This is a genomic window from Marinobacter sp. (assembly GCF_044799475.1).
Taxonomy (GTDB): domain Bacteria; phylum Pseudomonadota; class Gammaproteobacteria; order Pseudomonadales; family Oleiphilaceae; genus Marinobacter.
The window spans coordinates 655601-681522 of record NZ_CP085217.1; the positions used below are offsets into that span (position 1 = coordinate 655601).

Here is a 25922-nt window from a genome sequence, read left to right on the forward strand (position 1 = left end):
GTCAGTCCATGAACCGGTAACCCACGCCCCAGACTGTCTGGATAAAGTCGGGGGTGGCGGGTGTCCGCTCAATCTTGTTGCGCAGGCGGTTGATGTGGGTGTTGACGGTATGCTCGTAACCTTCGTGGTTGTAGCCCCAGACCGCATCCAGCAACTGGGCGCGGCTGAACACGCGCCCGGGATGGCTGGCGAAATGCCACAGCAGCTCAAATTCACGGGCAGTGAGTTCCACCTCCTCGCCACGGACCTCTACCCGGCGCCTGGCCGGGTCGATGCGCAGCCCCTCAATCTGAATTTCCTCGCTATCGGCATCCTTCTCCGACCTGGCCGCCATGGCATCAATCCGCCGGAACAGGGCCTTGATGCGGGCACCCAGTTCGGCCACGCTGAAAGGCTTGGTGAGATAGTCATCCGCGCCCATTTCCAGCCCCAGTACCCGGTCAAGCTCGGTGCCCTTGGCCGTCAGCATCAGCACCGGCACGTAATCCTCACCGGCACGAATCTCACGGCACACCGCAAGGCCGTCCAGCCCTGGCAGCATCAGGTCCAGAATCACCAGGTCGATACCACCCTGCTGGAAACGCGCCAGGCCGGTATCGCCCCGATCCTTCAGAGTAGCCTGCATGCCCAGGTCCTCCACGTGCATGCGCACGAGCTGACCAATGCCCGCGTTGTCCTCAATGATCAATACGTGTCGTGCCATTAACTCCGGGCTCCCGGGGTGGTCAGGTCGGGCACAGTCAGTGCCTCCTACTCGTCCATGGTATCGCTGTGCATGCCTTTGTCGTCCATGGTTTTCATGTCCTCGGACATCATGGAGTCCTCGTCGGACATGGTATCACCCGCCATGGTGCCGGATTTCGAAGAGTCCTTCATGTCGCTCTTCATGCCCTCGTCCTTCATATGATCCTTCATGTCATCACCCTTCATGGTGTCCTGCATCATGGTGTCGGACGATTTCATATCATCAGCGTGAGCCACGACAACTCCCATGGCCATAACGAGCATGGTCGCGATGCCGGCTGCATTGGTATATCTGTTCATGGTGTTCTCCCAGAGTTCAGTTACCCGCCAAACCGTATGACAGGCTCGGGAAACAGCATGAGTGGCCGCCATCACAGGCCAGTCACAAAGCAATTACGATTCTATAGCGCAAACTTCACAAATCTGTAACGGCTGCTGCTGGCTATTGGGGGATTACCCCGGGGTTTTAAGAGGGTTGCCCTTGGTGATCAGCGCCGCGTAGAGCTCCCCACCAGCACCGCAGAGATGGCGCAACTCAGACGGCAGCACCGAAACCAACTTGATGTAATGGCGTGAAAAAAAATCTTGTCCCGGTTTTTGCACTCAGCAGAACTGCGTGGAATTGATGTAAATCACAAATGGATTGCTGGTCTTGTATTAAAAATGTAATGCCATAGGCTAAAAAACATCCCTATCCCGATGGTGTGGGATGGCCAATATACCAGTCCACGTTCAGAAAAATTCTCCTGGGACGCGGAATCAATTAAAAGGAGACAGGCAAGGTCGAATTCGCCCCGGGGATGTTTCTTGAGTCCAAAAAAAGCCTTGAGACAGAGCAGAAGCGCTGGCCAGAAAACGAACCAGCCAAATATATTGATGCCTCGGCAGCTTCGTTCTGGGTAACCTTCGACAGCGGCCGGCCGCCGATGCCCATGAAGGGTATCGACGATATCGCTGAATGCATGGAAGATATTTGACGGTCCGGCGACGCCGGGTTAAAGATTTTTCGATAACAGCGTGGTTGGCGTTCAGTTGACCAGAGCAAAACCAGCCCCTGAGTGAAACCAACCGGGACAGGAACGAGTTGTCTTGCCTGTCCTGCCTACCTTATTGATCAGAGTTGGGCTCAAATTCTGCCGACCTATGATCAGGTTTTTGATTGCCCGCAAAGCCGTCATTCTTCGGAGGCTCCTCAGGCCCCGTGTATTTCATGGTACATCTCCTCCACCTTCTGGATGGCGGCGTTTTTACCTTCTTCGGTGTCCAGTGCCCTTAACGGCTTTATTTCTCGCGCTTCGTCGCGATTCCAGTGGCTTTCGAAGAAATACTTGCGGAAGTGTATGGCTATATCATCGTCATCGATCCGCACCCAGTAATTCTCTTCAGGTGTACGCGTCTCAATACCCAGACATACAAAATGATTGTCGACACAGACAAGATCGACAAGCCTGATGCCAGCATTCGGATCGAGTGCCTTTATGGCAAATCTGTCGTTTTTCCAGTGCTTGTTGATCAGATCCTTGACGTGACTGAGCTTCTGTTCGTTATCGAGCGTGACGATCCTGTAAACGTCCGATGTCTTCGAATAGATCCTGGAGTCCAATGCAGCGATATAGGCTTTCGATTTGTCTGCGTTACCAATCGATCGGGAGGAATATCTCGTTGTGAAGAGGTCATTTGACTGATGTTCACTCACAGCTTTTTTGAGCGCATCACATCTCTTGTCCGCTGTAATCAGGCTTACCTTTGCGCCCTTCCTGAGTTCCTTGTGGACCCATTGCTCAAGCCAGAAGACAACAACCGCCAAAACGAGGGAGGCACCTATGACCTTCAGGGTATCCGCTATGGCTTTGGACCATTTGACCTCCGTGGCAGTTGGTTCTATCCACGCAGTCGATAAGACCAGGATGACACCAGCAGCAATGATGGCAATTCTTGCTAGCGTTTTCATTGAATTATCCCTCCACCGACCAGGTGGGGTGAAGCGGCATGATCCTGCACCACTTCAGTGGACACGACTCCCACTCAGCTTTTCATAGTTTCCCGAGGATTGGTAGCACGGCCCCCGCGCGCAACCACGGTCAGGGACTGGCCATCCTGGCCCGGGAATCCACCCGGCTCTCCGTATCCAGGCTCTGGGAAGAAATCAGAATCAGCTGACGAATAAAGCTCGCAATTCTTGGATCATAGATATCGTTGTGATCCCTGATCAATTCACCATCCACCCGGATATTCAGATAGGGATTGCGCCCCGCCGAGGATTCCGTGCGTTCAAGCACCGCCCCTTCAAATGGGATGCGACTCCCCCTGTCGTCCTTCTCCCAGCCCCTGCTGGCTTCAACGAAGGTCTGAACTTCCGCGGACGGATCGAACGTGGCCTGTTCGCGGTCCGCGAAGGTGTCCGTCGCCCGGAGGTAATGGGTGAGATAGGGACCGAAGTGGCCCAGTGCGGTCATATTCGCAGAGCCCTGATCTATTGTTTCGTTCTCCCCAAGAACGGGATTGAATCGCTGGGCGTCCCGCTCGGTTTCAAACAGCGTGGCAAACCAGCGCCCCATGGGGAAAGCCTTGCCGGTGGCATCGTCGTCCTCGGAGGTGAGTACCGCGAGCACCGGCAATTGGCTCTGAAAGTAGCGGCGCCGCTCGTTGGCCATGTCACTGAGCGTCGAATAGTGTGCAGCCTCGAAAGCCGGGTTGATCAGCACCACCAGATCCGCGAACCCCACCGTATCGCTGACCACGGCGTCCGGACCATGGGTTTGCACAAATCCGTTCTCCAGAATTTCGCTCATCGCGGAAAAGACCAGAGCTCCTCCAAAGCTGTGCCCCACCACCACAAAACGGGTGCGGTTGGGTTTGCCATCGGCAAGCGCCTGGGCACGCTTGGTTTTCTGCACCAGCTCCAGGCGGCTGAGTAATTCCGTGGCACCGCCGCGCCCTACTTTATGGGCGGTATTCTTGCGCTCCCAGAATGTCAGCTCTTTCAATCCAGGCAGACTCACTGAGCCGCCGCGCCAGCCGAGGTAAATGCCCACCACCGCCCTTGACGGCGTACCGGTCCTGGCGCTTATCGCTGACTCCACTGCACTCAGTCGACGCAGTGACTTCCGAAAACTGGTTATATTACTGTCCCCGGCCTGCGCACTGTGTTTCCAGCCATGGGCAAACACCACCATCAGCAGATCCTGATCCGCCGCAAGGGTATTGACCTGGCCGATCACCTCCCGCAATTGCCCACGGTCCCAGAGCTGACCCTGGTCGTCGAATTCGACAAAGCCCAGGTGGTACTCTTCGCCACTCGCCTCGGGAGACTGAAATACCTGAAGCGTATGCTGCGAACATTCTTCAAGAGGGTTGGCGGAAACACACAAACCGGATTCGGTACGGTGTCGCTGATGAGAAATACAGGCCGACAGTGACACAACCAGTGCGATAACAAGGGCGAAACGGGCGCCTTTAGAGCGATCTTTCATGGCAAATTCCTTTTTGATTTTTTCGGGCAGAACTTCCTGTTACCACCACTACTCTGCACCGTCTGGAATGATACTCCCGCAAGCCACCCACAACCGCCCGCAGATAAGCCAAGCATAGCCCAGCAGGGTGCGAAAGCGAGGGCCCGCAACGGGTATCCAATGTGTGAGATTGGCAGCTTCGCAAGCAGGGAAGAAATGTGAATGCCCGGTAGCTCAGCACAACACACTGAACCGCGAGCGCGCTTGCGAGAATGGAGTAGCGACTGATGGATTTTTATATGGAACGGAGGGATCCTGAAAAATGGCTACAGCACCGGGGCTGCAAACGAGACTGGGAGCTCTCAAAACCCCTCGGCCAACTCCAGCTCTCGTCTACAGCGGGTATCATTGAACACCCTCAGATAAAACTCTTCCCGGGTCTCGTTTTCGTAAACCTTGATGTGTTTTTGTTGGTCATGTGCTTCCTGGATAGCGTGGATGAACTGATCAAATTCATCCCCTTCCATGTACTCTCGCTGGATGGCCAACGAAACCTCCAGGAATTTCTCAGCTGAAGCCTGGTCGTTCTGGTATTCACTGTAGGTGTTCGAACAGATCTGCAGATTCACATATACAGCGGTCTGTTCCAGGATGCGCCTTTCGATCTCCAGAGCCTGAGTGAAGCCAGATATTGAAAGGAGCAGGAACACAAGAAATGCATTAATTTTCATCAGTGCTGCTGTCCTTAACGTCCGTGAGAGGCTGCGAAGTTCGCGGTCCGGCGGCAACTCTATAGCCCGCATCCAGAGCCAAAGCGAAAATCGGCCACAGGATGAAGGTAACCGACCAGTCGGCCTCCCCATAGGGGAGGCCCACGAAGAACATTGCTCCATTGGCCAGCAACAGGCTGCATGCGCCCACGCATCGTGACCAAAGAACGAGGTTCACGGTCACCGAGTTGGCGACTATCGCCCTGAGTCCCGCTACGTACAGCAGCCACCCCAATAAAACCGATACGGCTCCGATCAGAATCATTTTACAGGTCGCTATACGCCAGAAGTCCTCTGGCAGCCAGTTCACGCCTCGCTTTACCGGACTCTTTGAGGGCCATGAAATTGACGACGGAAATACAGATCAGGGTCGGTACCGCGATCGCTCCCGCAACTTCTGCCCGCGCAGTACTCAATCCCAGTTTTCTGGCGGTCTCCTGGACGATAGGCGCCCTGAGCGTGGAAGAAACGATGTTCGAGGCGTGAGCTCTGAGCCCTTTGTCTGCGACTGCGTACACCGCCCCTGCCAGAGTGGCTACCGTGGGGCTGGGCAGAGCAATCACATCATATTGATCCGTGACCTCAGCCTTTCTCCTGGAGAACTGGTAAAACTCTTTCAGCTCTTCATCGGAAAGGCTCCACATATACCAGTAACGCTGAACGCTCAGATCGGAGATCAACGTCCGTAGGGGCGCAATCATCACGCCCGGAGCATTGGTGACGATAGAGCGTTGAATCTGCATCTGCTGAGCAGTCGGCAAATGCCGGAAAGTGGCGATGCCGGTGAGTATCGGACCATAGATTTCGGGTTTAGCTAAGATTTCTGGCGAAAATCGCTTTAGTCCCATCAGGTCCGCCAGCGCAGCAAGAGGAGCTGTTGAAAAGTCGGGGGTTACGTAACGGGAAAGCACGCCTGCCTGGCTCATAGTCACTATCCTTAGTGGGGGTTAATATCCTGAGAGCGGATTATTTGCGGAGCTGCAACTCGCTGTCAACCGGGTATTCAATGTTCAAGGATTTTATCGAGGTGTTCGAAGATGCGGCATGGCGGGCGCCGCGGGAAGGCGACTGACGGGCGCCCGGCCGGCCACTCCCCGAAGCCTTTGCTTTCTTTTAACAACACAGCCCTCGTGTTGTGTCTGTTCTGGTTCTTGCTTCAAGGACTGCTGAAAAGGTGTTCAAGTTGGCAAAAATGCAAAGCTGACCTGATGCCCCTGAAAGCAGGACAGTAGGGTCAATGTTCCATCTGGGGAATGTTGCCATCCTAGCCATCGAATTCATTTTACCGGATACCACACCCATGTACGGAATGAAGCCAGGGACGCTGCATCAGACCGCCCGACTGCCGCTTGTCCTCACCCTGCTACTGACCATGATGTCAGCCATATCAGGCTGCTCTGCCATCGGCTCCTCGATGAAGTCTACCCCGACCATGAGTCACTGGGGCGGCCTGATCAGCATGCAGGACGACGATCTCAAGGCCCGCTACACCAACGAGTATTCATGCTTCGTACACGTCAACGACTATGACATTCATTCCAGGATCGCGGCACCGGCGAGACAATCATACTGATGCATGGCATTTTCTCTGCCCTCCAGACCTGGGACGGGTGGGCTGAAGAACTTGCCAAAACCCACAGAGTCATTGCCCTGGACATGCCCGGGTTCGGCCTGACCGGGGCACCCGCAGATCTCGAAGCCTTCAATGAAAAAGAGCTGCTGGCAACCTTTGAGGGTTTCGTGAACCAGCTGGGCCTGAACCAGGTGTCTCTGGCAGGCAATTCCCTGGGCGGTTTAATGGCCGCCCACTATGCAGCCAGGCACCCGGGGCGGGTCAAGCGACTGATTCTGCTCGACCCGTTTGGCTACCCTCAGGACACCCCGTGGCTGCTTGGCTTGGCCACCATGCCGCCAGCATCGATAATCGGCAGCTACATCCAGCCCGCCTGGGTAGTCACACTGAGCTTCAACTGGGTGTACGGTGACAGCGACCGGATCACTCCGGAATCTTACAGCCGCTACGTCCACATGAACCAGCGACCCGGCGCCAAGCCTGTTTATATGAAAACACTGGAACTTGTTGATGCCCGCACGGATAACCCAAAGCCCCCGATATTCAGCAGCATCACCGCCGAAACACTGCTGATGTGGGAAAGAAGACAGCTGGGTACCGTTAACATTAGCTGATCGCTGGCGGCAGAACCTGCCAGACGCCGGCCTGGTGGTCTATCCCACAGTAGACCACATTCCGATGGAAGAGTTGCCTGAAAACACGGCCCGGGATGCGGCGCTCTGCCTCCGCCAGGGCCTGGCTGCCGCCTGTAGCAGCAATGCCGGTGGGGTAATTGAACCGGAATGGACCTGCCCATGATCCCGGGGGAGTACCCCTATTCGCTCAAACCCAGACCAGGCTCCCAGAAAATGCTGCATCAGCTTGGTCTACGGCAATATACCTTGGTATAGTTCCGCTCCGGCCGCATAAGGATTCATGCGACGAACGGATACGCGGTAAGTGTGTCGACAGCTTACGGTATCGCCAAGCTACTAATGAGGATCATGGATGTCCAACCCCCGCCAGTTACAGAGCACCATCAACGCCAATCCAGAAGAACTGCACATCATGTCTCTGGATGAGTTTCGCGAAATTGCACAGAAGCTGCGAACCACCGCATCTGACAGCATCAACCCCCACACAGCGGCCGCATTGGTATCACCCGCCCAGGACATCCTGTTAGCCCGAGCGCTGATCAACGAGGTCGGTCTCACTGGTCGAGCAGTTACCAAAAACGTGAATGGCACTACCTATGTCATTTTGAAGGGGTACCCAGGGCTTCGCCAGAAACTCACCGGCACAAGGTATTTGTCTACACACCCCAAAATCGTGGATCTTGCAATTGGTCAAAAAGGTGTCAACCGAAACCTTATTAAGGGGACGCGTCTTACTATTTACCTAACGGTTCCTGTCAATGTCCTGCAGTATCTGCTGGATGAAGAAGCAACGCTTACTCAGTTAATTGGCCGCACAGCTACCGATCTTACAAAAATTGGGCTTGCCACACTTGTTGGCTCGGGAGCGGCTTTTGCGGCGGGGGCAGTAACAACAGTTGCTGCAGGCCCCCTCATTGCAGCAGTTGCCGTTGGTGTAGCCACGGGATTTACTCTGGACTACCTGGATGGGAAGTTTGGCGTGACCAACGCCCTGATCGCGGCCATGGAAACAGCTCATGACCGGACGATTGGTGAGGTCAGCAGGCAAGTCTATCGTTTCGAAAGAAGTCTTATTGAAAGAGCCATCAGCAGAATGCCCGGCATGGGTGGACGCTACTAAACATGCGCCTTAATCTCACAATGCTTTTTGTGGCATTAATGCATTGCCTGGCGCTGGCCTTTTTTGCCCTGTTTCTGTGGATCTGGTCATCAACCTATCAGGACATAATGGCGGCAAAACCTGTCATAGATACGCAAACGGGCATTCGGTATCTGCTGCTCCCACTGGTCTTGCCGATTCTGCACATTATCAGCACTTTTGGACGTGGCCCCAGCCATTCAAAAAAAAGCAGATTGCTCAGGCGGCAGGGTGATCTGTTTTTGGTTGTGGCAATAGTGCTTTTTGTATCTGGATGGCTGCTTGAAGACCGCTACTACTCTCTACTCGAGAATAACGATTACCAACCCTGTGAGAGCCGCAGTTCCGGCATCCGCTCAGTGTTTATAACCTACACAAAAGACACATCACTATGCCCGACATGAAGTCAGTTTTCCGTTCCTTAATGCTGATTCTGGCCCTCGCTGCAAGCCCTCATCTATCAGCGGCCAGCCTGGAACTTCTGTGCACTATCTCAGCGGACCAGTTCCCGGGCGTTGAGGATGGGCTCCTTGAGAGCAAACATGTGCTCCTGACCGGGATGCAGGGTGAAACTGGCGGCCAGGTCACCGTTTACGAGGATGCATCGTTTCAGTTCCGGGTGGTTACCGGTCGTTCAAGGATTCAGGGCGGCGAAGCGACTCTGATGGACTTTTATGTGGAAGCCAGGGATCGTGAAAATGACTACAGCACCAAGGCTGCCAGCGCGTCCTATGCCGGAGGGCCTCATCATGCGCGCCTGGAAATGGTGACCTATACACCCAAAACCGACTGGTATGAGGGGATTGTTATCTTCAAGTGCTCCGATCCCAACTGAGACCGGGCCGTGAAAGACGCGGCCAAGCCGCCTGAATGACCCACACAGAAACAGCAATGAACATCATCTGGGCAGCAGTTCACTGAAGTTGCCGCCTTCTTTTAGCGACACAGGCCTTATGCTGTGCCTGTCCTATCTGTTCTAAACCCACGTACTATCTGTTTTCAACTGAAGGTGCCATGAACTTCATAAACAGGTTTTCCAGAAGCAACAACTTCCGCTTTTAGGAACTGATCTTGAGCACATCGGATTCAAACACAAACTTCTGGGGCGGGCTTTTTCTGGCCGGTGTTTGCGGAGCAGTGGGCATTACTCTAATCCTGATCGTTCCGTCTTTGCATGCTGAGTACCGTGAAATGGTCAATGGATCAGCGTCATTGATCGTCAAGGAGCGGGGAATCAACATCATTTATGGCGGATGGTCTTTATTTCTGCTGATGGTGTTTCTCGGTATCTACAGCTCGGTTGTCAGCATAAAACCCAGAAAAACCAAAGCCTCCCATGCAAGGACGCTGAACATCACGGCCTATCTGTCCCTGGTGGCGGTAGCTTTAACCTTTACGGGCTTCCATCTCGGCCAGAAGTTCTGGTCAGATTATTTTTCTTCCCATGGCTACCACCGTTGTGCCTCTCCCTTTGTAATGACGGGAAAATGGGCGAAGGAAGTCTGGGTCGACTCCCCTTCGCTTTGCAGCAACCCTGCTGTCATCGAATTTTTGCGTTCGCCCGGCCAGGAGGACCACGACGTCAACACTTTTATCCTGAGCAGCAGAACGAAAGGGGAATAGCGGGGCGAGGGTCCTGTAACGTCGTCGGTGTGATCCCTTTCCTTCCCGGTGGCGGCTCCTACCTTGGCCAGTCTCCGGCAAGGTATTACCGAAAAGCTTGATATCCAGCTCCCCTCATCCTATACAGAGCCAAAAGGCATAAAATGCCGACAAACCTGCTGCTTGAACCCTTAACCGCAATCAGACAAACTGTCACCAGATATCAATAAGTGGTGACAGTTTGTCTGACTCTGGCTCGGCCCGATCTCCGCGGGCGCAACTCCAAACCCTGTTCTGCGAGCACGGCGGCCAGCTTCGGCTGAGCGAGGCGCTGGACGAGGGTATCAGCCGGTATCAGTTCTATCAGTTTCGGGATGAGGGACTGATCGAGCCGGTGAGCCGTGGTCTCTATCGGCTGGCGGATCTGCCCTCTATTGAAAACCCTGATCTTGTCGCTGCTGGCACCCGTTTCCCCAACGCCGTGCTCTGCCTTATTTCCGCTCTGGACTGGCATGGCATCACCACACAGATTCCCCATCAGGTGCATCTGGCCGTGGAGAGGGGTGCCCGACTACCGGTTCTGGAATATCCGCCGGTGGCCGGGTACCGGTTCTCCGGTCGGGCCTTCAGCGAAGGCATTGAACGGGTGGACGTGGATGGCATCACGCTACAGGTCTACAGCCCTGAGAAAACTCTGGCGGACTGCTTCAAGTTCCGAAATCGTATCGGTATGGATGTCGTGCTGGAAGCTCTGGAGCTTTACCGCACCCGCAAAACCTTCCTGCCGGGCAAACTGATGGAATACGCGAGAATCTGCCGGGTCGCCAATGTGATGGCTCCCTATGTGGAGGCCAGGCTGTGAATGGAATCACTCAATCAACGGAATAACCAAAGTGAAAGGAGATCACGATGGCCAAAAATACCGCTGCGTCTGTTCGACAGAGACTGCTGAATAAATCCCGGGAAGACAAACGCCCTTTTCAGGAACTGCTGCAGTATTACGCTATGGAGCGGTTCCTGTATCGCCTGAGCCAGTCGCCTCATAATCATTGCTTTACCCTCAAAGGTGCGCTGATGCTCTGGGCCATGCAGGGGCTGAGCAGCCGCCCGACGCGGGATATCGATATGCTGGGCCAGACCAGCAACGACCCTGAGGCGATCCTCGCACAGGTTAAGGACATTATTTCTGCTGAGGTGGTGGATGACGGCCTGCGTTTCGATCCGGATACTCTAAAAGCAGAAGGCATTACCGAGGATGCGGATTACCAGGGGCTGAGGGTGGCCTTCATTGGTTTTCTCGACAGCACCAGAATTGCGATGCAACTGGATATCGGTTTCGGCGATCCCATATTTCCCCTCCCTTCCTGGCTGGAGTTTCCGACATTGCTGGATTTTCCTGCCGCTGGGATCAAATGCTACCCCCCGGAGACCTCAATTGCCGAGAAGTTTCAGGCGATGGTGAAGCTTGGCGAACTGAACAGCCGGATGAAGGATTTTTACGATATCTGGTTGCTCTCGCGCCAGCACGAATTCCAGTCGGAAAACCTCAAGGGTGCGGTTGCGGGCACCTTTGCGAAACGTAAGACGGAAATCCCTGAAACCAATCCCTTTTCCGACGGATTCGTGGGTACCAGGCAGCCACAGTGGCAGGCTTTCCGTAAGCGTCTTGGCCAAGACCATGTGCCAGAAACGTTCCGGGAAGTGGTAGAGGCGGTAGTTGAATTTCTTGATCCCGTGATCACGGACACGGCCACCCAAACGCAGAAGAAAATCTGGCGACCATCCGGGCCATGGAGTCGGCGGGAGGATGGCTAGTTTAATTTCAGGGGGCGCGGGAGAAGAAAGAGGGCAGCGCGAAATTTTTGGCCGACGCGGGTCTGACCCCGTAGCGCGGATTCAATCGATGGGCGTCCCGGGGATGTTTTTCAGAAGCTCGGCATTTGTGGGATACTTCTCAAGCAGCTCAACCAGCTTTTTTGTGCCCTGTAGCGGTTTGAGACCGCCAAGCGCCCGGCGCAACGCTCTTATTTTGTCCAAATCTTTCGGATCTAACAGCAGCTCTTCACGGCGTGTACTGCTTTTCGAAATGTCCAGCGCGGGGAAGATTCGCTGACTCGCAACGTCTCTTGATAAAACCAGCTCCATGTTCCCCGTGCCCTTGAATTCCTCAAATATAACCTGGTCCATGCAGCTGCCGGTATCCACCAGAACGGTTGCCAGAATGGTAAGCGAGCCGCCATTCTCAAGGTTTCGTGCAGCGCCAAACAACCTCCGCGGGATCTCCATCGCTCGAGCATCAACGCCGCCAGACATGGTACGGCCGCTGCTCTTTCGCTCCGCATTATGCACACGCGCAAGCCTCGTGAGAGAATCAATCACAATCATGACGTTGTGACCCTCACCAGCCTGTTGGCGGGCGATATCAAGAAGCTCATCGGCCACGCGAACGTGATGAGCATAGCTTTCATCCGAAGAAGAAGCGTGTACCTCAGCCGGGACGCTACGCCTGAAATCAGTGACCTCTTCGGGTCGCTCATCTACCAATAACGCGTAAAGTTTAATCTCGGGATACGCCTTTCCCACCGCCTGGCAAATGTCTTTTAAAATCGTCGATTTTCCAGACCCCGGCGGTGCAACGATCAAACCTCGCTGCCCCATTCCAATCGGCGTGATCAGATCCATCGCCCGCACCGTGAGTTTTTCTGAACCTGACTCCAGGCGAATCCCCGGCGCTGGATTGATAACCACACCGTTTAAAAAACGTTTTTGTGGATCAGCCTCACCCTCAACCTCAACCTCAACCATAGCTTCGGCTTCCTCAGCCACTGGTTTAGCGTCTTTATTTGGTTTCCGGGTTAAGCTTAATGTCTTTCTCGTCATGGCTGACTGATAGCTCCGGTTTGATAGATATTTTTCGAAATGGGCTGATAACGCCAAAGACCAATTCATTGAGCTTTATCCGTATGACGCTTGCAGCATGCGCGCCCCTGGAATGGAGCCGAAGCCGCAATGGAAATGGCGTCGCCGTGCCTGCGCTGGTTAGCACTTGTTGACGCCTGTGTATATGCTGATAATATACTTTTATGATCAATCGGGCACAAGTTACTGGCTTTGACTGGGACGAAGGCAACTCCCGCAAAAACGCGGAGACACATGCCGTAAACCAGTCCGAAGCGGAAGAGATTTTCTTTAATGAGCCGCTTCTGGTGCTGGATGACTCCAAACACAGCCAGGCTGAGGCCCGTTTTCATGCGCTTGGTGCAACGGATGATGAGAGACTGCTCCACATTACGTTCACACTGAGGCAGAACGGTGCGCTGATCAGAGTGATTTCCGCTCGCGACATGCACCGCAAAGAGAGGGCTGTTTATGAGCAAACCAAAAAAGATGCCTGAGTTCAAAACTGAAGCAGAAGAGCGGGAGTTCTGGGAAACGCACGATTCCACAGACTACGTGGACTGGAGTCAGGCCAAGCCGGCTTCGTTCCCGAAGCTGAAACCCTCAACCAGGACGATCTCACTCCGGTTACCGGAAACCCTTCTTGATCGGATCAAAATCGAAGCTAACAAGCGGGATATGCCCTATCAATCGCTGATCAAGGCCTGGCTTGCGGATGACGTGAACGACAGCCGTCGCACTTGAGGCTGATAATCCCAAAAAACAGAAGCCCTGACAGATTGCTGAAGACCGTTTTCGACAAAGCCAGCCCAGGGCAAAAAACCAGTGTGCACAAAATAAGTCTGTCCCGGTTTCATTACGGTTTTTTGATACCTAGATCCGCCCGCACAGATCTCCTGGGGCCCGTTCAATCTTTTGTGTGTTCGATGTTTTCCCGGCGAGGGGTATTATCAAAAAGCCAGTCCCGGCGAAGGCAGTCGATTGGCTGATGCGGCCCTGGCCAGACGCATCCAGCCCAAGGACCGTCTTACTGGTCACAACACCAATGAAGGGATTACCAGGGTCGCGGGCGCCGGAGGCAATGTATTCTCGCTTCAGCTCGAGCAGGCCGGCCTTGAACTCGAAATCTTCTCCTTCCTGGAATCGGGATTGTTTGAGCACGACACCATCTGAGATCGCAGAAGCGATTAGACTGTTGCCATCGCCTTTCTGAATGTTGACCGCCTCTGGCCCTGTTTCTGAAGTAAACGCGTCCGGCCAGAGGATTGAGGTCAAACACGCGGGCGCTGAGCCGTCCGATGGGTTGCTGCAATTCCTGTAACAACCGACAAACGCGTCCAGGTTGGTCGATTCAGCGAATCCAATATGGTTTTCCGTCACTTCTGTGGAGGCGCAGCCTGTTAAAAACAGGAACAGTGCTATTAGCACGGCTTGTCTCATTTCAACGCCAATCCCTCAGGGACGCCTTCGAGAAAAATAGCTCCATACCAGTGATTCGGCCACCTGGTTTTTTCCCGAGTTCAGTTCCCGCAAAGTCAAAATAGACCTGAAGATCATGTAGCCAGCCTCCCATAGCCGATCATCCGGAGTAGGCCGGTAGTTGGCGAACACACCTGCCACTACAGGAGGCTGACATGACCTTATTCTCCGCTATTGATCTGCATTCCGACAACAGCGTTGTGGTTGTGATTGATGAGCAGGATCGCATCCTGCTTCAGGGCGTGGCGGTACAGCAATACAGCGGGCTCAAGCACTACTATCCCCGCAATCCAAGAGCCGAGGCCGCCTCCTGCGATGATGAAAAAAGTCATTAACTTCAAAAAAGTTCAGAAAGCCCAAAGGCTGCCGATAACATTCGGTACAAAGCGACCTGGCAGAACCCACTCGCCGTGATTCACCCAAAGCTATAGCTATCGGTGACTTACATAGCAGCCATTCTGATACAACTGGCCGGCAAGGGCAGCTCGCAGGGAAAACCTGACGATTACTTTGAGGAATGACGCACAATGCTGGCACGAGTAAAAATAAGCACACGGTTGGCTCTCGGTTTTGCCGCGGTTTTGCTTGTAATATTTGCCCTCATAATTCCGTTAACGTTGACTCAGATCAGTCGGGTGATTGAGTCTGCAGAAGATAACGAGCTGAAAAATCTCTACAAAAGCGCAATGGCTGAAATCTCCTCGGAGGGTCGAACTGCCGAGGCGATGAGTACGGTGATCGCCAGTTTTCCTGAAGTTCGTCAGGCATTAATTATGGGTGATCGTGAGGGCTTGGCCAGCACTTCGGTTCCGCTTTTTAAGACCCTGAAGCGTGAATTCAACGTAGCGCAGTTCCAGTATCATCTTCCTCCAGCCACCTCATTTCTCAGGGCTCATCGCCCCGAAAAATTTGGCGATGATTTGTCGGAAATTCGTGAAACCATTCTGGTAACAAACCGGGATCAACGATCCCTCATGGGCCTGGAGCGTGGACGCGCTGGTCTTGGGATTCGTGGTTTGGCTCCGATCGGTGTAAATGGTCAACACGTGGGCTCAGTCGAGTTTGGAATGTCATTTGGTCAGCCATTTTTCGACAACTTCAAAGAACAATACGGTGTAGACGTAGCATTGCACGTTGAGCAAGGTGGTCGTTTTGAGCAATTTGCCTCAACCCTTGAAAATCCGCTGCTTACCAAAGAGCTGCTTAGTTCGATCTCAAGTGCCGGGCCAAGGGTCGTTCGAGTGAATCAAAGTGGGACACCATATGCTGTCTATGGTGAAGTCGTTACCGACTTTGGTGGCAGCCCTGTCGGGGTGCTGGAGGTGGCACGAAAGCGCAGTGACTACCTGGGACTGCTTTCTACCGCCCGCAATGCGGTACTCATTGCCAGCTTGATTGCGATTGCGATTGCTGCGTTCATCGCGACAGCGATTTCGCGCAGCATTTCTCGTCCCGTTCGCCAGGCGGCGGAGGCAATGCAGGAAATTGCCGATGGGGACGGAGATCTTACTCAGCGCCTGTCAGAAGTGGGCAAAGATGAAGTCAGCATGATGGCACGTGGCTTTAACCAGTTCGCGGAAAAAGTGCAGCAGAGCCTGAGAAAAGTAACCGAGTCAACCGAACAGTTGGCGTCTGCGGCAGATGAAATGTCCTACGTCACACAGCAAACACGGGACGGGGTAAAACAGCAGCAGAATGAGACCGATCAGGTTGCCGCTGCAATGAATGAAATGACGGCCACCGTGCAGGAGGTCGCGAAACACGCCAATGAAGCATCTGCTGCCGCGCAAGATGCCGATATGGAGGCGCAGTCTGGAAATACGATCGTGGATCATGCCGTTCAATCCATCAATCAACTCGCCAAAGAAATTGAGCGGGCAACAGGTGTTGTCATGTCTGTAGAGCAGGATAGTGCCAATATTGGCTCTGTTCTGGACGTAATACGCGGTATCGCGGAGCAAACGAATTTATTGGCTTTGAATGCTGCCATCGAAGCGGCTCGAGCAGGTGAACAGGGGCGGGGCTTCGCCGTCGTGGCAGATGAAGTTCGGACGTTAGCAAAAAGAACACAGGACTCGACTCAAGAAATTCAAACGATGATAGAACAGCTTCAGGGCAGGACTGCAGAAGCCGTGGAGGCCATGCGCCAGAGCCAAAAAGTGAGCAGTGCGAGTGTTGAACAGGCTGCTAAAGCTGGAGATTCACTTAAATCCATCACCGATGCGGTCATGACGATCCGTAATATGAATCTTCAAATCGCCACGGCTGCAGAAGAGCAGACGTCTGTTGCTGAGGAAATCAACAGGAATGTTGTCAAAATAAACGACATTGGTAATCAATCGGCTGAGGGAGCCGGTCAGACACATCTGGCCAGCGAACAGCTATCTGAGCTTGCTAACGAGCTGCAGCAATTACTGCAGAAATTTAAAATCTGAATCAAGAACTCCGTCCAGGGATCGAAGCGAAGCCGAGAAGTGGCTTGTATCGGTACCGCATTGACCCTGTACGATCATCTTCGAGGCTCCGCAACGGGTATCTGGTCTGCCAGATGGGCGGCCTACCCCGATCGATCACTTGGACGAAGACCCAATGAGAACAGGCCTGCTGATCATCGCAGCATTCTGGTTCCTTCCAGTTTCCTCACAAACGCTCCAGATTATGGGGTCGGACGAGGGCTTTCTGCCGTTTTATTACGGGAACAACCTTAACAAAGGCATTATGATTGCATAAGGCCATTTCGGCGGTAATGTAGATGCAATGGCGACAACGGGTTTTAGTTGCGGTGCCGGTAGTGGGGTTGGTGTCGGAGAGCCTGGCGGCGGATTCGGTACCTATTGAAGTTAACAAGGGCGTTGATTTTCTGGAGTAGGAAGCGGTCATGATGTAGTCCTGACACGCGGCCTGAAAATGTCTGCTAACGATGGGAAAATGAAAACGATGTTTCTTGCCCGGTCCAAAGCCGCAATAGTTCATCCACAAAGCTTCTATAAAGCTTGGCTCATTGTGTGCCTGTGCGCTGGCTTCACCTCCTTTACAACGGCAACGCTGGCTGAGCCAGGAAGCGTTCCAGCGCGGCCAACCATTAATTTGGCAGCCCCTGAAAAAGCCTTTATTCAAGATGTCTCAATCAGAGTACTACGAAAAGCTTACGATAAATTGGGTTATCAGCTTGTAGTCCATAAATTACCAAATCTTCGCTCATTGATGTCCGCGAACAGGGGGGAATACGATGGTGAAGTTTCACGTATTGCTAATCTCAGCTCAATCTACCCAAATTTACACGCTGTACCGACAGCAATAAACTCCATTGATATTGTTGCGCTTGGACAACAGGATAGCGCGAATATCCACGGAATTGAGGATATTCGGAACGATCCATTGTGTGTACGAGGGATTATAATAGTAGAGAAGTTGGTCAGTGCAAATCGAATTGAGTGCCATTTTGTTGTCAACATAAATCAAGCGCTAACGATGTTAAGTCTAGGGAGAGCTAAATACACTCTCCTTTCTGAAACCAATGCGAGAATCTCTCTTTTACACTTGCCAGTTTCGAATGTTCAGATAGTAAGCCCTGTGCTTCATTCAGAGGCGCTTTACCATTATCTACATGAAAGAAATCTCAGCCTTGTCGAACCACTCGATAAGATATTAAGTGAGATGCGTTCGAGCGGAGAAATAGAACAAATACGCTCGGATTATTTTGACAGCATACCAAATTGGGCTGGTGTGAGTTCCCTGCAATAAAAAATTGGGCTCGGGTCCTGGCGGACTCGGTATCACAGGACTAAAGCAGCAAGGAAAGCGCTATGAAAGGTGTTGCATCTGTCAAACAGAACGCCCCTGGGCGCAGGCGATTGATAAATTTCACAACAAAAAAGATGATCCATACTGTCAGCAGAAACGCGATCAGCGCATTTAAAAAAATACCATAATTGATCATCGGCGCGCCGGCAGGGGGGAACAGAGTCAGGTCCTGCAATCCGACGCGGGTCTGACCCCGTAGCGCGGATTCAATCGATGGGCGTCCCGGGGATGTTTTTCAGAAGCTCGGCATTTGTGGGATACTTCTCAAGCAGCTCAACCAGCTTTTTTGTGCCCTGTAGCGGTTTGAGACCGCCAAGCGCCCGGCGCAACGCTCTTATTTTGTCTAAATCTTTCGGATCTAACAGCAGCTCTTCACGGCGTGTACTGCTTTTCGAAATATCCAGCGCGGGGAAGATTCGTTGACTCGCAACGTCTCTTGATAAAACCAGCTCCATGTTCCCCGTGCCCTTGAATTCCTCAAATATGACCTGGTCCATGCGGCTGCCGGTATCAACCAGAACGGTTGCCAGAATGGTAAGCGAGCCGCCATTCTCAAGGTTTCGTGCAGAGCCAAACAGCCTCCTCGGGATCTCCATCGCTCGAGCATCAACCCCGCCAGACATGGTACGACCGCTGCTCTTTCGCTCCGCATTGTGCACACGCGAAAGCCTCGTGAGAGAATCAATCACAATCATGACGTTGTGACCCTCACCAGCCTGTTGGCGGGCGATATCAAGAAGCTCATCGGCCACGCGAACGTGATGAGCATAGCTTTCATCCGAAGAAGAAGCGTGTACCTCAGCCGGGACGCTACGCCTGAAATCAGTGACCTCTTCGGGTCGCTCATCTATCAATAACGCGTAAAGTTTAATCTCGGGATACGCCTTTCCCACCGCCTGGCAAATATCTTTTAAAATCGTCGATTTTCCAGACCCCGGCGGTGCAACGATCAAACCCCGCTGCCCCATTCCAATCGGCGTGATCAGATCCATCGCGCGCACCGTGAGTTTTTCTGAACCTGACTCCAGGCGAATCCCCGGCGCTGGATTGATAACAACACCGTTTAAAAAACGTTTTTGTGGATCAGTCTCACTCTCAACCTCAACCATAGCTTCGGCTTCCTCGGCCACTGGTTTAGCATCTTTATTTGGTTTCCGGGTTAAACTTAATGTCTTTCTCGTCATGACTGTCTGATAGATCCTGTTTAATAGATGTTTTTCGAAATGGGCTGATAACGCCAAAAAAACAGAAGCCCTGACAGATTGCTGAAGATCATTTTCGACAAAGCCAGCCCAGGGCAAAAACCAGTGTGCACAAAATAAGTCTGAAGATCATGCCTCACTCAAGCTGGCAATAATCTGACTACCGAGCTGACGGGTGTTAAGAGGATTGCCGTTGCTGTTCAACAGGCCAATGTTCAGGTCCCTGGCGAGCTCCCGCAGCACAGGCTTTGCGGGGACAAAAAGGCTGCCGTCCTGTTCGACCTCGATACTCCCATTCTCCAGTTCGCGGACGGTATATTCCCGAAAATCGACTTCCCGAACGGTCTTGAGCTCGCTTCTTGGCCGCTCCTTCCGGCCCAGCGGACCGAGGGAGAGATTCCGTTTACCACCATGTTCGGCGGACATAGCTTGAACAGCGTCCGCCACCGGGGCGTCGAGGAGTGTCTCAATCTGCATCTCTTCGGTGTTGATTCGGAGCACCAGGACCCGGTCGACGAATGCGAGCGAGTTTGGGTTAAAGGAGACATGGCCACCGTATCCCATAGTGGCCGTAGTCTTGACTGAGATCCGCTCACCGCTGGCGCTGACTACGTCATAACCCTGCTGGTTGACCTCGGTCGCCATCTGGCCGTTGGTGATCAGCGCCGCGTACAGTTCCCCAATACGGCCGCAGAGGTGGCGCAACTCCGTCGGCGGCACGCCCCAGTTCAGCTCCCGCTCAAACCAGGCCATGGCTTCTCCCAATGACTGGATGATCTGCATCTGCGTTAGTGCCATAAAACCTCTGTTATTTTTATGCTGAATGCCCCTGGTCGTTACGTAAGCCCATCTGGCTATAGATGATGCCTGCTGCTCAAGGGTCACCTGGGAGCATGAGGCCAAGAAATCCGCGAAAGGTGCCGGCGGTTTTATTTGTTAATCCTTGGTCCTGGCTTCCGCGAGGGATCGCGCGAATTGCGGAATAAACTCCCCAATCGCCTCGTATGTAATCAGGCACTCGAAGTAGGTCACTTCTTCGTCATTCGCATCCATGAACGCCTTGGGTGCAACGAGAATGGTTGTGAAAGCCGAGTAATTGAGATACTGCGATTTATTCGCCATGAATTCTGCTCGGCGACTGTAATTCAGGTGTTGGTGAGGGGTGAATTTACCTTTAGGTGGCTTATTTTCGATGTGAAGAGCAACGCGTTCCTGAGAGCTCGTAAGTCCAAACACAGCAAAGATATCCGTTTCGGATTCGCTACCGTCCTGCAACCGGCACCACCAATGCCGCCACCAGTTTTCTGGCTTTTTACGGGGTTTGGCTTTCGCTTGTTCCCGGTGCAGAAGCGTCGCATCGCCAGATACGTTTTTAAATTTTGTCTTACCCAGAACCCAGCTACAAAACTCGTCTGACGAGCTGAGTTTATCCGCAAATGCCCTATCCAAGTCTAGTTCGCTTAACATAGGAGCGGCCGTCCCTCGAACTAATCGAAAAATGAACCAAGCTGGCCAGGCACTCAAGCGCATTTTGCCCTGCCCTATCCACTATAGGAAATAGTAGTACCGACATCGACCTCCGCCCCCTTTAACCTCCATTCTCCAAAGCCGGGTAACCTGTCGGCAGACGATCGGGGTTTTGCTCGTCTGAAGCCCGGGCGGGCCCATGTATTGCCTCCGAAACGCGCCAATCCTTCCGAAAAGCCGATATTTCTCAAACATTGATCATGTTTGGGCCGAAATGCTGTCGGAGTTAAGGATTCTTATAGCGCGACAATTAACTTGGCCGGTCCGGCGACAACTATCCTGGCCGGTTGATCTGATAGGGTCCGACACAGCAGAACGGAGGAGTCGCTGTGTCGGGCAAACACATTACAGATCAACAGGTCAGGTTATTCATGCATCACCGCAAAAGCCAGACACAGACCGTCGCTGCGGCCAGGGCGGGCATCTCGGAGCGCTCCGCCCGGCGCATAGATCAGCAATTGCACCAGCCCCAGAAGCGAGAGCGCAATTGGCGTACCCGTAAAGACCCGTTGGCAGAGGTCTGGGACAGCATCGTGTTGCCGCTGCTGGAGTCATCGTCCGACCTCACGCCAGTGGGTATTTTTGACCACCTCTGTGAGTACCATACAGATCAGTTCGATCCCCGTGCGCGGCGCACATTGGAACGGCGTATTGGCCGCTGGCGACAATTACACGGGCCAGCCCAGCCGGTCATGTTCGTTCAGACCCACGAGCCTGGAGAACTGGGCATTGCTGACTTCACCTGGGTTAAAGAGCCGGTGACCATTGCGGGTGAGGCCTTGCCGCACAAGCTGTTCCATTACCGTCTGGTTGCCAGCGGCTGGGCCTACGCCCAGGTCATCTACGGTGGGGAGAGCTTCAGTGCACTGTCAGATGGCTTGCAAAAAGCCTTCCGGAACAGTGGCGGAGTGCCGCGACAATTACGCACGGACAGTCTGAGCGCCGCCTATAAGAACCGCCAGGAGCAGGAAGACTTTACCGAGCGATTTGCCGGGTTCTGTCACCACTACAACGTTCAGGCTACCCGCAACAACCGGGGCGTGGCTCATGAGAACGGTGCCATCGAATCGCCCAACAACCATATCAAGCAGCAACTCAAACAGGCCCTGCTGCTGCGCGGAAGCCATGACTTTACCACCCGTGATGCCTACGAAAACTTCGTGGAGACGGTGGTGGCACGGCGCAACCGCCGGGTCAGCACTGCGTTCAAGGCAGAGCAGCAACGTCTCCAACCACTGCCTGTTCATGACAGCAGCACCTACACTGAGCACACCTTGCGGGTCAGTCGCACCAGCACCATCGTGCTCAAGCGGGTGACCTACACGGTGCCATCACGACTGATCGGCAGCCGGCTGACGGTACGCCTGTTCGATGCCCGCCTGGAACTGTGGTGCGCTGGGGTGCAAACACTGACACTGCCCCGCATCCACGCCCGGGGACAGCAACGGCGGCGCAGCGTCAATTACCACCATGTGATCGAATCCCTGGTTAAAAAGCCCCGCGCCTTCCGCCACGCTCAGTGGCGGGATGACCTGCTACCCGGCGACGATTACCGGCGTATCTGGCAGCACGTCGATGAGGCCTTGAGTGCCGACAAGGCCTGTCACTACATCGTGAGACTGTTGCACCTGGCCAAGAAGAGCGACCGCGAAAGCGCCCTGGGTCGTTACGTGCTGGCCGGCATTGAGCGCGGCAAACTCCCCAGCCTGCTGGAATGCGAAGACCGCTTCCTGAGCCTCAAACCGGCTCTGCCGGCGATGGTGGTTCATCAGCATGCACTGGGTGACTACCAGGCGCTGCTGCACATGGGAGGCTGCCATGAGTGACGTGACGGCCTCACTACCCTTGATGCTGAAACACCTGCGCCTGGGCAGCATCAAGGATCACTGGCAACCCCTGGCGGATAAGGCCGTGACGGAACACTGGCGTCCGGAACAGTACCTGAGCGAGCTGTGTGCTCTGGAGCTTGCCTCACGGGAAGACAAGCGCTTACAGCGCTATCTGAAAGACGCCGCATTACCACCGGGCAAGCAGTTGGGCAGCTTTAACTTCGACGCGGTGACCGGGGTGACCAGGCCTCACATCAGCCAGCTGATTAACCAGCCTGACTGGGTGAAGCGCGGCGACAACCTGTTGCTGTTCGGTGCCAGCGGGATCGGCAAAACCCACCTGGCCACCAGCATCGGTTACGGCCTGATCGACGCTGGCATCCGGGTCAAGTTCATGGCCGCCACGGCGCTCGTACAAAGCCTGCAACGCGCCAAGGAAGCCCTGCGTCTTAGCGATGCTCTGGCCCGTCTCGACAAGTACGCTGTGCTCATCATCGACGACCTGGGCTATGTTCGAAAAACCGAGCAGGAAAGCAGCGTGTTGTTCGAGCTGATCGCTCATCGTTACGAGCGCCACAGCCTGATCATCACTTCCAATCAGGACTTCGAGCACTGGGACAAGCTGTTCGAAGACACCATCATGACCGTCGCAGCCATCGACCGGCTGGTTCATCACGCCACCATCCTTCAATGCGTGGGGGAAAGCTACCGGAGGAAAGCCTCACTTAAGAAGCAGACAACATAGGTTCACCGTCAACCGGCCAACTTAATTGACGCTGGACCGGCCAAGATAGTTGACGCTGCATAGATTCTCCTCCTAATGTGCCTATCCTATCTATTATGGAGATTAAAAATCGGCGAAGGCCTGCTCATTCATGCAGTACCACCTGAAAAGCTGCTGTGCTGCCTGGAGGCCAGCGAGAATTTCTGCCGTCTGTGAGTCGACTGGGCGGGATGTATCTAGTCGCGGTACGCTGAGCCTTACTGCACCAGACTTGCTTGCCCTCGTTACTGTCATCCTCTCAGCAAGTACAGGCTGGAGCTGCGCGCGCAGTGAATTCAGCCGAACAGCGGCTCCGTGCACCTGGAGGTCAACGTAGCCGCGGGTTAACTTGTGCACCAGATTTATGCCGCGAGGCATTTCGGGAGGATGAAAGGAAACGAAGGTAGATCCGGCAGGCTTGCCGCCGGGCTCCTGCATCTCAAGCTCAGGTGCGTGCTCACAGGAGCACAACCAGTACTCCCGCCAAAAGGAACTTATGGCGGAGTCTTCTTCGGGCTGATAGCCAAGCGTGCCCTTCTCTATTGCTGCTTGCAGCAGTGCAACTTTATAGTCCCTCCGGTTTCCAAGACCCTCTGCTGAGCGAAACCAGTTCAGAATCATTTCGTAGGTGACTTTGTGGTCAAACCCTTTATTTCCGGAGGAGAGGCCAAAATAACGGCTTGGGGCCACGATGACGCTACAGCATTCGTTGCAGATACCCCGGGATACATATCCTTCCCCGCGGAGCCGGTATCGCGCCGCCTGCTGCGGCTGAAACCCAGCGCCAACCTTATTCTCCAGCAGAAAAAGGGTGCGTCGCCCCTCGGCGTCCTCAAACGTAACCTCAATGTCCGATTCTCCGGTGGTGTCTGTCACCGAACGACGCGCATCGACGACCTGCCCTTGGTAGCCAGTCTGAGTAAGTGCCTGCCCGACAAACCAAAGGCCAAAGGCCGGGGAGGCAATGAATTCCTCAAGCAGCAAAAAATCGATATCTCTTTCAGATACGCTGGCTATCGAAACGTCCATCAATCCCTCTCCTGTCCAGAATGTAGAGCTTAACCACGAGAGGAAGAAGCCTCTGGGGAAGAATTCTTTATATCACCTCCCCTCTGCAACAGGTCAATGAAGTCTGACCCAGCCGCGCTCTTGATAGGGAAATTTTTATTACTCAAAGAAATAAATCTCTCCCGGCTTTTATCCCTCACTATGCAGCCAGGCACCCGGGCCGGGTCAAGCGACTGATTCTGCTCGGCCCGTTTGGCTACCCTCAGGACACCCCCTGGCTGCTCGGCCTCGCCACCATGCCGCCAGCATCGATAATCGGCAGCTACATCCAGCCCGCCTGGGTAGTCACACTGAGCGTCAACTGGTTAACCGTAATTACTTTGCCATCAGACTCTTGTTTTAAATATTGTAAACTTGATGCTGGCCGAACGTTCTCATTTTTTAGTGCACAAATAAAATATTTGAAATACTCGTCTTCTATGTTTGTAGTATTCACTTGATTCTTAATCTCCGTTGTTGATGAGTGCTTAACATTTTTTAGTTACCTGGGTTCTGGGATTATATATTGATTTCCAACCATTCCCTCTCGTACTTTAGTGCTGCTTTCCGATCTCCAAGATACCTGCGGATATTTCCAAGCGTCATAAAGCCGCCAATTGGATGTTCATGATGACCTATCACCAGACCACCATAGCAGCCATGCGCATGACACTTGCTCACGATAGTAGAGTTATTGGTAACAAGTATATTGGATGGACGAACCAAAACTTCCACTCCATTTCTGAGAAAGCGTCCACGATTTATTACTATCTTGTTCGGTGGCTGAAAATCAATTTCTATCAGGATTTTTCTATGCGCTTCCCTGATAATAAGGTTAGTTCCCACCATCTGTATATCCCATGTTTGAGTTGAGTAAAACAGCTGGTTATTTTTGATGTGAAGAATGGGGATATTGAATTCGTCGAAAACTACCAAATTCAACAAAAAATGTCCATCAGCCAAGATTATGCCGACAAGAGGAGTGCCGTCGATACTAATTGGCACCATTACAGTTCCATAACCCTGATCTTCGCAAGTAAAACTGTTACCTCCAATTTCAACGCATGCTTCTCGGCCAGAAAAGTGCAAATTGTAGGGTTTGGACACTTCATCTCTTAAATTGAATGGGTTATCGTTTGCCTCGCGAACCGCATCTTTGGGCAACAATCCTCCCGTTTTTTCGCGATGATGTTGATCACAGAGCAAGGTGATCTCATCCGCCACATGCCTTTTGACTTTGGCCCATTCCTCCATATGTTCGTACTCATAAAGAGGCATTCCACAGATTACACAGCCGAAACCACAGCGCTGCCTTACCTCACGTTGAACCGGGAGGGGAATGTTACGACTACTGCATTCTTTTTGTTCTTCCACGGAACCCCTCTTTATCTTGGCAACTAACGTCTAAATTCACCGGCCTGCACGGCTGTTCGCGCGGGTCCGGTGGAATGATGGGTTA

At 53.4% G+C, this 25922-nt stretch carries 30 protein-coding genes; 16 read left to right on the forward strand and 14 right to left on the reverse strand.

Annotation, left to right across the window (positions count from 1 at the left end; genetic code table 11):
• Position 1: 1 nt before the first annotated feature.
• Both LG327_RS02995 and LG327_RS03000 read right to left on the reverse strand, forming a co-directional pair.
• The gene (locus tag LG327_RS02995) at positions 2-703 is read right to left on the reverse strand and encodes a response regulator transcription factor (RefSeq protein WP_404365539.1); all 702 of its coding nucleotides are present in this window, start codon (positions 701-703) and stop codon (positions 2-4) included.
• Between the two features lie 47 nt (positions 704-750).
• Positions 751-1044, reverse strand: a complete 294-nt coding sequence (locus tag LG327_RS03000; protein ID WP_404365542.1) for a hypothetical protein — start codon at positions 1042-1044, stop codon at positions 751-753.
• A gap of 500 nt (positions 1045-1544) precedes the next feature.
• On the opposite strand from LG327_RS03000, the gene LG327_RS03005 reads away from it, so the two are divergent.
• Complete coding sequence (locus LG327_RS03005; RefSeq protein ID WP_404365545.1) at positions 1545-1721, forward strand: hypothetical protein; 177 nt, start codon at positions 1545-1547, stop codon at positions 1719-1721.
• Between the two features lie 215 nt (positions 1722-1936).
• Here the strand turns inward: LG327_RS03005 and LG327_RS03010 are convergent, their stop codons facing one another.
• The 4 genes from LG327_RS03010 to LG327_RS03025 form a co-directional block, all read right to left on the reverse strand.
• Complete coding sequence (locus tag LG327_RS03010) at positions 1937-2695, reverse strand: hypothetical protein (protein ID WP_404365547.1); 759 nt, start codon at positions 2693-2695, stop codon at positions 1937-1939.
• A 130-nt stretch (positions 2696-2825) separates the two neighbouring features.
• Positions 2826-4217 carry a hypothetical protein gene (locus LG327_RS03015; protein ID WP_404365550.1) on the reverse strand — a complete coding sequence of 464 codons (1392 nt, stop codon included), beginning with the start codon at positions 4215-4217 and terminating at the stop codon, positions 2826-2828.
• A 341-nt stretch (positions 4218-4558) separates the two neighbouring features.
• Complete coding sequence (locus LG327_RS03020) at positions 4559-4927, reverse strand: hypothetical protein (RefSeq protein WP_404365552.1); 369 nt, start codon at positions 4925-4927, stop codon at positions 4559-4561.
• A gap of 305 nt (positions 4928-5232) precedes the next feature.
• The gene (locus LG327_RS03025; protein ID WP_404365554.1) at positions 5233-5892 is read right to left on the reverse strand and encodes a hypothetical protein; all 660 of its coding nucleotides are present in this window, start codon (positions 5890-5892) and stop codon (positions 5233-5235) included.
• Between the two features lie 311 nt (positions 5893-6203).
• On the opposite strand from LG327_RS03025, the gene LG327_RS03030 reads away from it, so the two are divergent.
• From LG327_RS03030 to LG327_RS03065, 8 genes are all read left to right on the forward strand, one after another.
• Complete coding sequence (locus LG327_RS03030) at positions 6204-6539, forward strand: hypothetical protein (RefSeq protein ID WP_404365557.1); 336 nt, start codon at positions 6204-6206, stop codon at positions 6537-6539.
• Positions 6539-7153 carry an alpha/beta fold hydrolase gene (locus LG327_RS03035; protein ID WP_404365560.1) on the forward strand — a complete coding sequence of 205 codons (615 nt, stop codon included), beginning with the start codon at positions 6539-6541 and terminating at the stop codon, positions 7151-7153. The genes LG327_RS03030 and LG327_RS03035 overlap by 1 nt, the downstream gene beginning before the upstream one ends.
• A gap of 373 nt (positions 7154-7526) precedes the next feature.
• Entirely contained in the window at positions 7527-8294 is a 768-nt protein-coding gene (locus LG327_RS03040; protein WP_404365563.1) for a hypothetical protein, read from the forward strand.
• Between the two features lie 2 nt (positions 8295-8296).
• Complete coding sequence (locus tag LG327_RS03045; protein WP_404365565.1) at positions 8297-8716, forward strand: hypothetical protein; 420 nt, start codon at positions 8297-8299, stop codon at positions 8714-8716.
• Complete coding sequence (locus LG327_RS03050) at positions 8704-9147, forward strand: hypothetical protein (RefSeq protein ID WP_404365568.1); 444 nt, start codon at positions 8704-8706, stop codon at positions 9145-9147. The genes LG327_RS03045 and LG327_RS03050 overlap by 13 nt, the downstream gene beginning before the upstream one ends.
• Before the next feature lie 236 nt (positions 9148-9383).
• Entirely contained in the window at positions 9384-9935 is a 552-nt protein-coding gene (locus LG327_RS03055; RefSeq protein ID WP_404365575.1) for a hypothetical protein, read from the forward strand.
• A gap of 220 nt (positions 9936-10155) precedes the next feature.
• Complete coding sequence (locus tag LG327_RS03060; protein ID WP_404365578.1) at positions 10156-10776, forward strand: type IV toxin-antitoxin system AbiEi family antitoxin domain-containing protein; 621 nt, start codon at positions 10156-10158, stop codon at positions 10774-10776.
• Between the two features lie 47 nt (positions 10777-10823).
• Entirely contained in the window at positions 10824-11729 is a 906-nt protein-coding gene (locus LG327_RS03065; RefSeq protein WP_404365582.1) for a nucleotidyl transferase AbiEii/AbiGii toxin family protein, read from the forward strand.
• 81 nt (positions 11730-11810) lie between these two features.
• On the opposite strand, the gene rho (LG327_RS03070) is transcribed toward LG327_RS03065, so the two are convergent.
• Complete coding sequence (gene rho / locus LG327_RS03070) at positions 11811-12863, reverse strand: transcription termination factor Rho (RefSeq protein WP_404365585.1); 1053 nt, start codon at positions 12861-12863, stop codon at positions 11811-11813.
• Positions 12864-12997: 134 nt separating this feature from the next.
• Between rho (LG327_RS03070) and LG327_RS03075 the strand changes: the two genes are divergently transcribed.
• Together LG327_RS03075 and LG327_RS03080 are read left to right on the forward strand one after the other, a co-directional pair.
• The gene (locus tag LG327_RS03075) at positions 12998-13309 is read left to right on the forward strand and encodes a BrnT family toxin (protein WP_404365588.1); all 312 of its coding nucleotides are present in this window, start codon (positions 12998-13000) and stop codon (positions 13307-13309) included.
• Positions 13284-13556 (forward strand): BrnA antitoxin family protein, encoded by a 273-nt coding sequence (locus LG327_RS03080; protein ID WP_404365591.1) that lies wholly within the window; start codon positions 13284-13286, stop codon positions 13554-13556. Before LG327_RS03075 ends, LG327_RS03080 begins: the two co-directional genes overlap by 26 nt.
• 129 nt (positions 13557-13685) lie before the next feature.
• Here the strand turns inward: LG327_RS03080 and LG327_RS03085 are convergent, their stop codons facing one another.
• Complete coding sequence (locus LG327_RS03085; RefSeq protein WP_404365594.1) at positions 13686-14240, reverse strand: hypothetical protein; 555 nt, start codon at positions 14238-14240, stop codon at positions 13686-13688.
• 206 nt (positions 14241-14446) lie between these two features.
• On the opposite strand from LG327_RS03085, the gene LG327_RS03090 reads away from it, so the two are divergent.
• From LG327_RS03090 to LG327_RS03100, 3 genes are all read left to right on the forward strand, one after another.
• Positions 14447-14626, forward strand: coding sequence for a hypothetical protein (locus LG327_RS03090; protein ID WP_404365597.1), 180 nt, complete (start codon positions 14447-14449; stop codon positions 14624-14626).
• A gap of 192 nt (positions 14627-14818) precedes the next feature.
• On the forward strand, positions 14819-16726 hold the full coding sequence (locus tag LG327_RS03095; protein ID WP_404365600.1) for a methyl-accepting chemotaxis protein: 1908 nt from the start codon (positions 14819-14821) through the stop codon (positions 16724-16726).
• A 472-nt stretch (positions 16727-17198) separates the two neighbouring features.
• Complete coding sequence (locus LG327_RS03100; protein ID WP_404365603.1) at positions 17199-18035, forward strand: substrate-binding periplasmic protein; 837 nt, start codon at positions 17199-17201, stop codon at positions 18033-18035.
• Positions 18036-18075: 40 nt separating this feature from the next.
• Here the strand turns inward: LG327_RS03100 and LG327_RS03105 are convergent, their stop codons facing one another.
• From LG327_RS03105 to LG327_RS03120, 4 genes are all read right to left on the reverse strand, one after another.
• Complete coding sequence (locus tag LG327_RS03105; RefSeq protein WP_404369185.1) at positions 18076-18231, reverse strand: hypothetical protein; 156 nt, start codon at positions 18229-18231, stop codon at positions 18076-18078.
• 70 nt (positions 18232-18301) lie between these two features.
• A complete protein-coding gene (gene rho / locus LG327_RS03110; protein WP_404365606.1) occupies positions 18302-19396 on the reverse strand; it encodes a transcription termination factor Rho in 1095 nt (364 codons plus the stop codon).
• 30 nt (positions 19397-19426) lie between these two features.
• A complete protein-coding gene (locus LG327_RS03115) occupies positions 19427-20095 on the reverse strand; it encodes a DUF6998 domain-containing protein (RefSeq protein WP_404365609.1) in 669 nt (222 codons plus the stop codon).
• 138 nt (positions 20096-20233) lie between these two features.
• A complete protein-coding gene (locus tag LG327_RS03120; protein WP_404365612.1) occupies positions 20234-20764 on the reverse strand; it encodes a hypothetical protein in 531 nt (176 codons plus the stop codon).
• Positions 20765-21153: 389 nt separating this feature from the next.
• Between LG327_RS03120 and istA the strand changes: the two genes are divergently transcribed.
• Together istA and istB are read left to right on the forward strand one after the other, a co-directional pair.
• Positions 21154-22650, forward strand: coding sequence for an IS21 family transposase (gene istA, locus LG327_RS03125; RefSeq protein WP_404361671.1), 1497 nt, complete (start codon positions 21154-21156; stop codon positions 22648-22650).
• Positions 22643-23398, forward strand: coding sequence for an IS21-like element helper ATPase IstB (gene istB, locus LG327_RS03130; RefSeq protein WP_404361672.1), 756 nt, complete (start codon positions 22643-22645; stop codon positions 23396-23398). The genes istA and istB overlap by 8 nt, the downstream gene beginning before the upstream one ends.
• A 102-nt stretch (positions 23399-23500) precedes the next feature.
• Here istB and LG327_RS03135 read toward each other — a convergent pair whose 3' ends face one another.
• Together LG327_RS03135 and LG327_RS03140 are read right to left on the reverse strand one after the other, a co-directional pair.
• Positions 23501-24445: a hypothetical protein gene (locus tag LG327_RS03135; protein WP_404365615.1), complete on the reverse strand. Its 945-nt coding sequence runs from the start codon at positions 24443-24445 to the stop codon at positions 23501-23503.
• Between the two features lie 537 nt (positions 24446-24982).
• Entirely contained in the window at positions 24983-25837 is an 855-nt protein-coding gene (locus LG327_RS03140; RefSeq protein WP_404365617.1) for a hypothetical protein, read from the reverse strand.
• Between the last annotated feature and the right edge of the window lie 85 nt (positions 25838-25922).

Excerpts from the sequence above, each read along its gene's own strand:
- LG327_RS03015 (WP_404365550.1), bottom strand. The coding sequence starts at position 4,217 with ATGAAAGATCGCTCTAAAGGCGCCCGTTTCGCCCTTGTTATCGCACTG.
- LG327_RS03050 (WP_404365568.1), top strand. The coding sequence starts at position 8,704 with ATGCCCGACATGAAGTCAGTTTTCCGTTCCTTAATGCTGATTCTGGCC.
- LG327_RS03095 (WP_404365600.1), top strand. The coding sequence starts at position 14,819 with ATGCTGGCACGAGTAAAAATAAGCACACGGTTGGCTCTCGGTTTTGCC.
- LG327_RS03120 (WP_404365612.1), bottom strand. The coding sequence starts at position 20,764 with ATGTTAAGCGAACTAGACTTGGATAGGGCATTTGCGGATAAACTCAGC.
- LG327_RS03025 (WP_404365554.1), bottom strand. The coding sequence starts at position 5,892 with ATGAGCCAGGCAGGCGTGCTTTCCCGTTACGTAACCCCCGACTTTTCA.
- istB (WP_404361672.1), top strand. The coding sequence starts at position 22,643 with ATGAGTGACGTGACGGCCTCACTACCCTTGATGCTGAAACACCTGCGC.
- LG327_RS03135 (WP_404365615.1), bottom strand. The coding sequence starts at position 24,445 with ATGGACGTTTCGATAGCCAGCGTATCTGAAAGAGATATCGATTTTTTG.
- rho (WP_404365585.1), bottom strand. The coding sequence starts at position 12,863 with ATGAATTGGTCTTTGGCGTTATCAGCCCATTTCGAAAAATATCTATCA.
- LG327_RS03030 (WP_404365557.1), top strand. The coding sequence starts at position 6,204 with ATGTTCCATCTGGGGAATGTTGCCATCCTAGCCATCGAATTCATTTTA.
- LG327_RS03020 (WP_404365552.1), bottom strand. The coding sequence starts at position 4,927 with ATGAAAATTAATGCATTTCTTGTGTTCCTGCTCCTTTCAATATCTGGC.
- LG327_RS03005 (WP_404365545.1), top strand. The coding sequence starts at position 1,545 with ATGTTTCTTGAGTCCAAAAAAAGCCTTGAGACAGAGCAGAAGCGCTGG.
- LG327_RS03010 (WP_404365547.1), bottom strand. The coding sequence starts at position 2,695 with ATGAAAACGCTAGCAAGAATTGCCATCATTGCTGCTGGTGTCATCCTG.
- LG327_RS03045 (WP_404365565.1), top strand. The coding sequence starts at position 8,297 with ATGCGCCTTAATCTCACAATGCTTTTTGTGGCATTAATGCATTGCCTG.
- LG327_RS03105 (WP_404369185.1), bottom strand. The coding sequence starts at position 18,231 with ATGATCAATTATGGTATTTTTTTAAATGCGCTGATCGCGTTTCTGCTG.
- LG327_RS03080 (WP_404365591.1), top strand. The coding sequence starts at position 13,284 with ATGAGCAAACCAAAAAAGATGCCTGAGTTCAAAACTGAAGCAGAAGAG.
- LG327_RS03065 (WP_404365582.1), top strand. The coding sequence starts at position 10,824 with ATGGCCAAAAATACCGCTGCGTCTGTTCGACAGAGACTGCTGAATAAA.
- LG327_RS03040 (WP_404365563.1), top strand. The coding sequence starts at position 7,527 with ATGTCCAACCCCCGCCAGTTACAGAGCACCATCAACGCCAATCCAGAA.
- LG327_RS03090 (WP_404365597.1), top strand. The coding sequence starts at position 14,447 with ATGACCTTATTCTCCGCTATTGATCTGCATTCCGACAACAGCGTTGTG.
- LG327_RS03035 (WP_404365560.1), top strand. The coding sequence starts at position 6,539 with ATGCATGGCATTTTCTCTGCCCTCCAGACCTGGGACGGGTGGGCTGAA.
- LG327_RS02995 (WP_404365539.1), bottom strand. The coding sequence starts at position 703 with ATGGCACGACACGTATTGATCATTGAGGACAACGCGGGCATTGGTCAG.
- LG327_RS03000 (WP_404365542.1), bottom strand. The coding sequence starts at position 1,044 with ATGAACAGATATACCAATGCAGCCGGCATCGCGACCATGCTCGTTATG.
- LG327_RS03075 (WP_404365588.1), top strand. The coding sequence starts at position 12,998 with ATGATCAATCGGGCACAAGTTACTGGCTTTGACTGGGACGAAGGCAAC.
- LG327_RS03100 (WP_404365603.1), top strand. The coding sequence starts at position 17,199 with ATGTCTGCTAACGATGGGAAAATGAAAACGATGTTTCTTGCCCGGTCC.
- LG327_RS03115 (WP_404365609.1), bottom strand. The coding sequence starts at position 20,095 with ATGGCACTAACGCAGATGCAGATCATCCAGTCATTGGGAGAAGCCATG.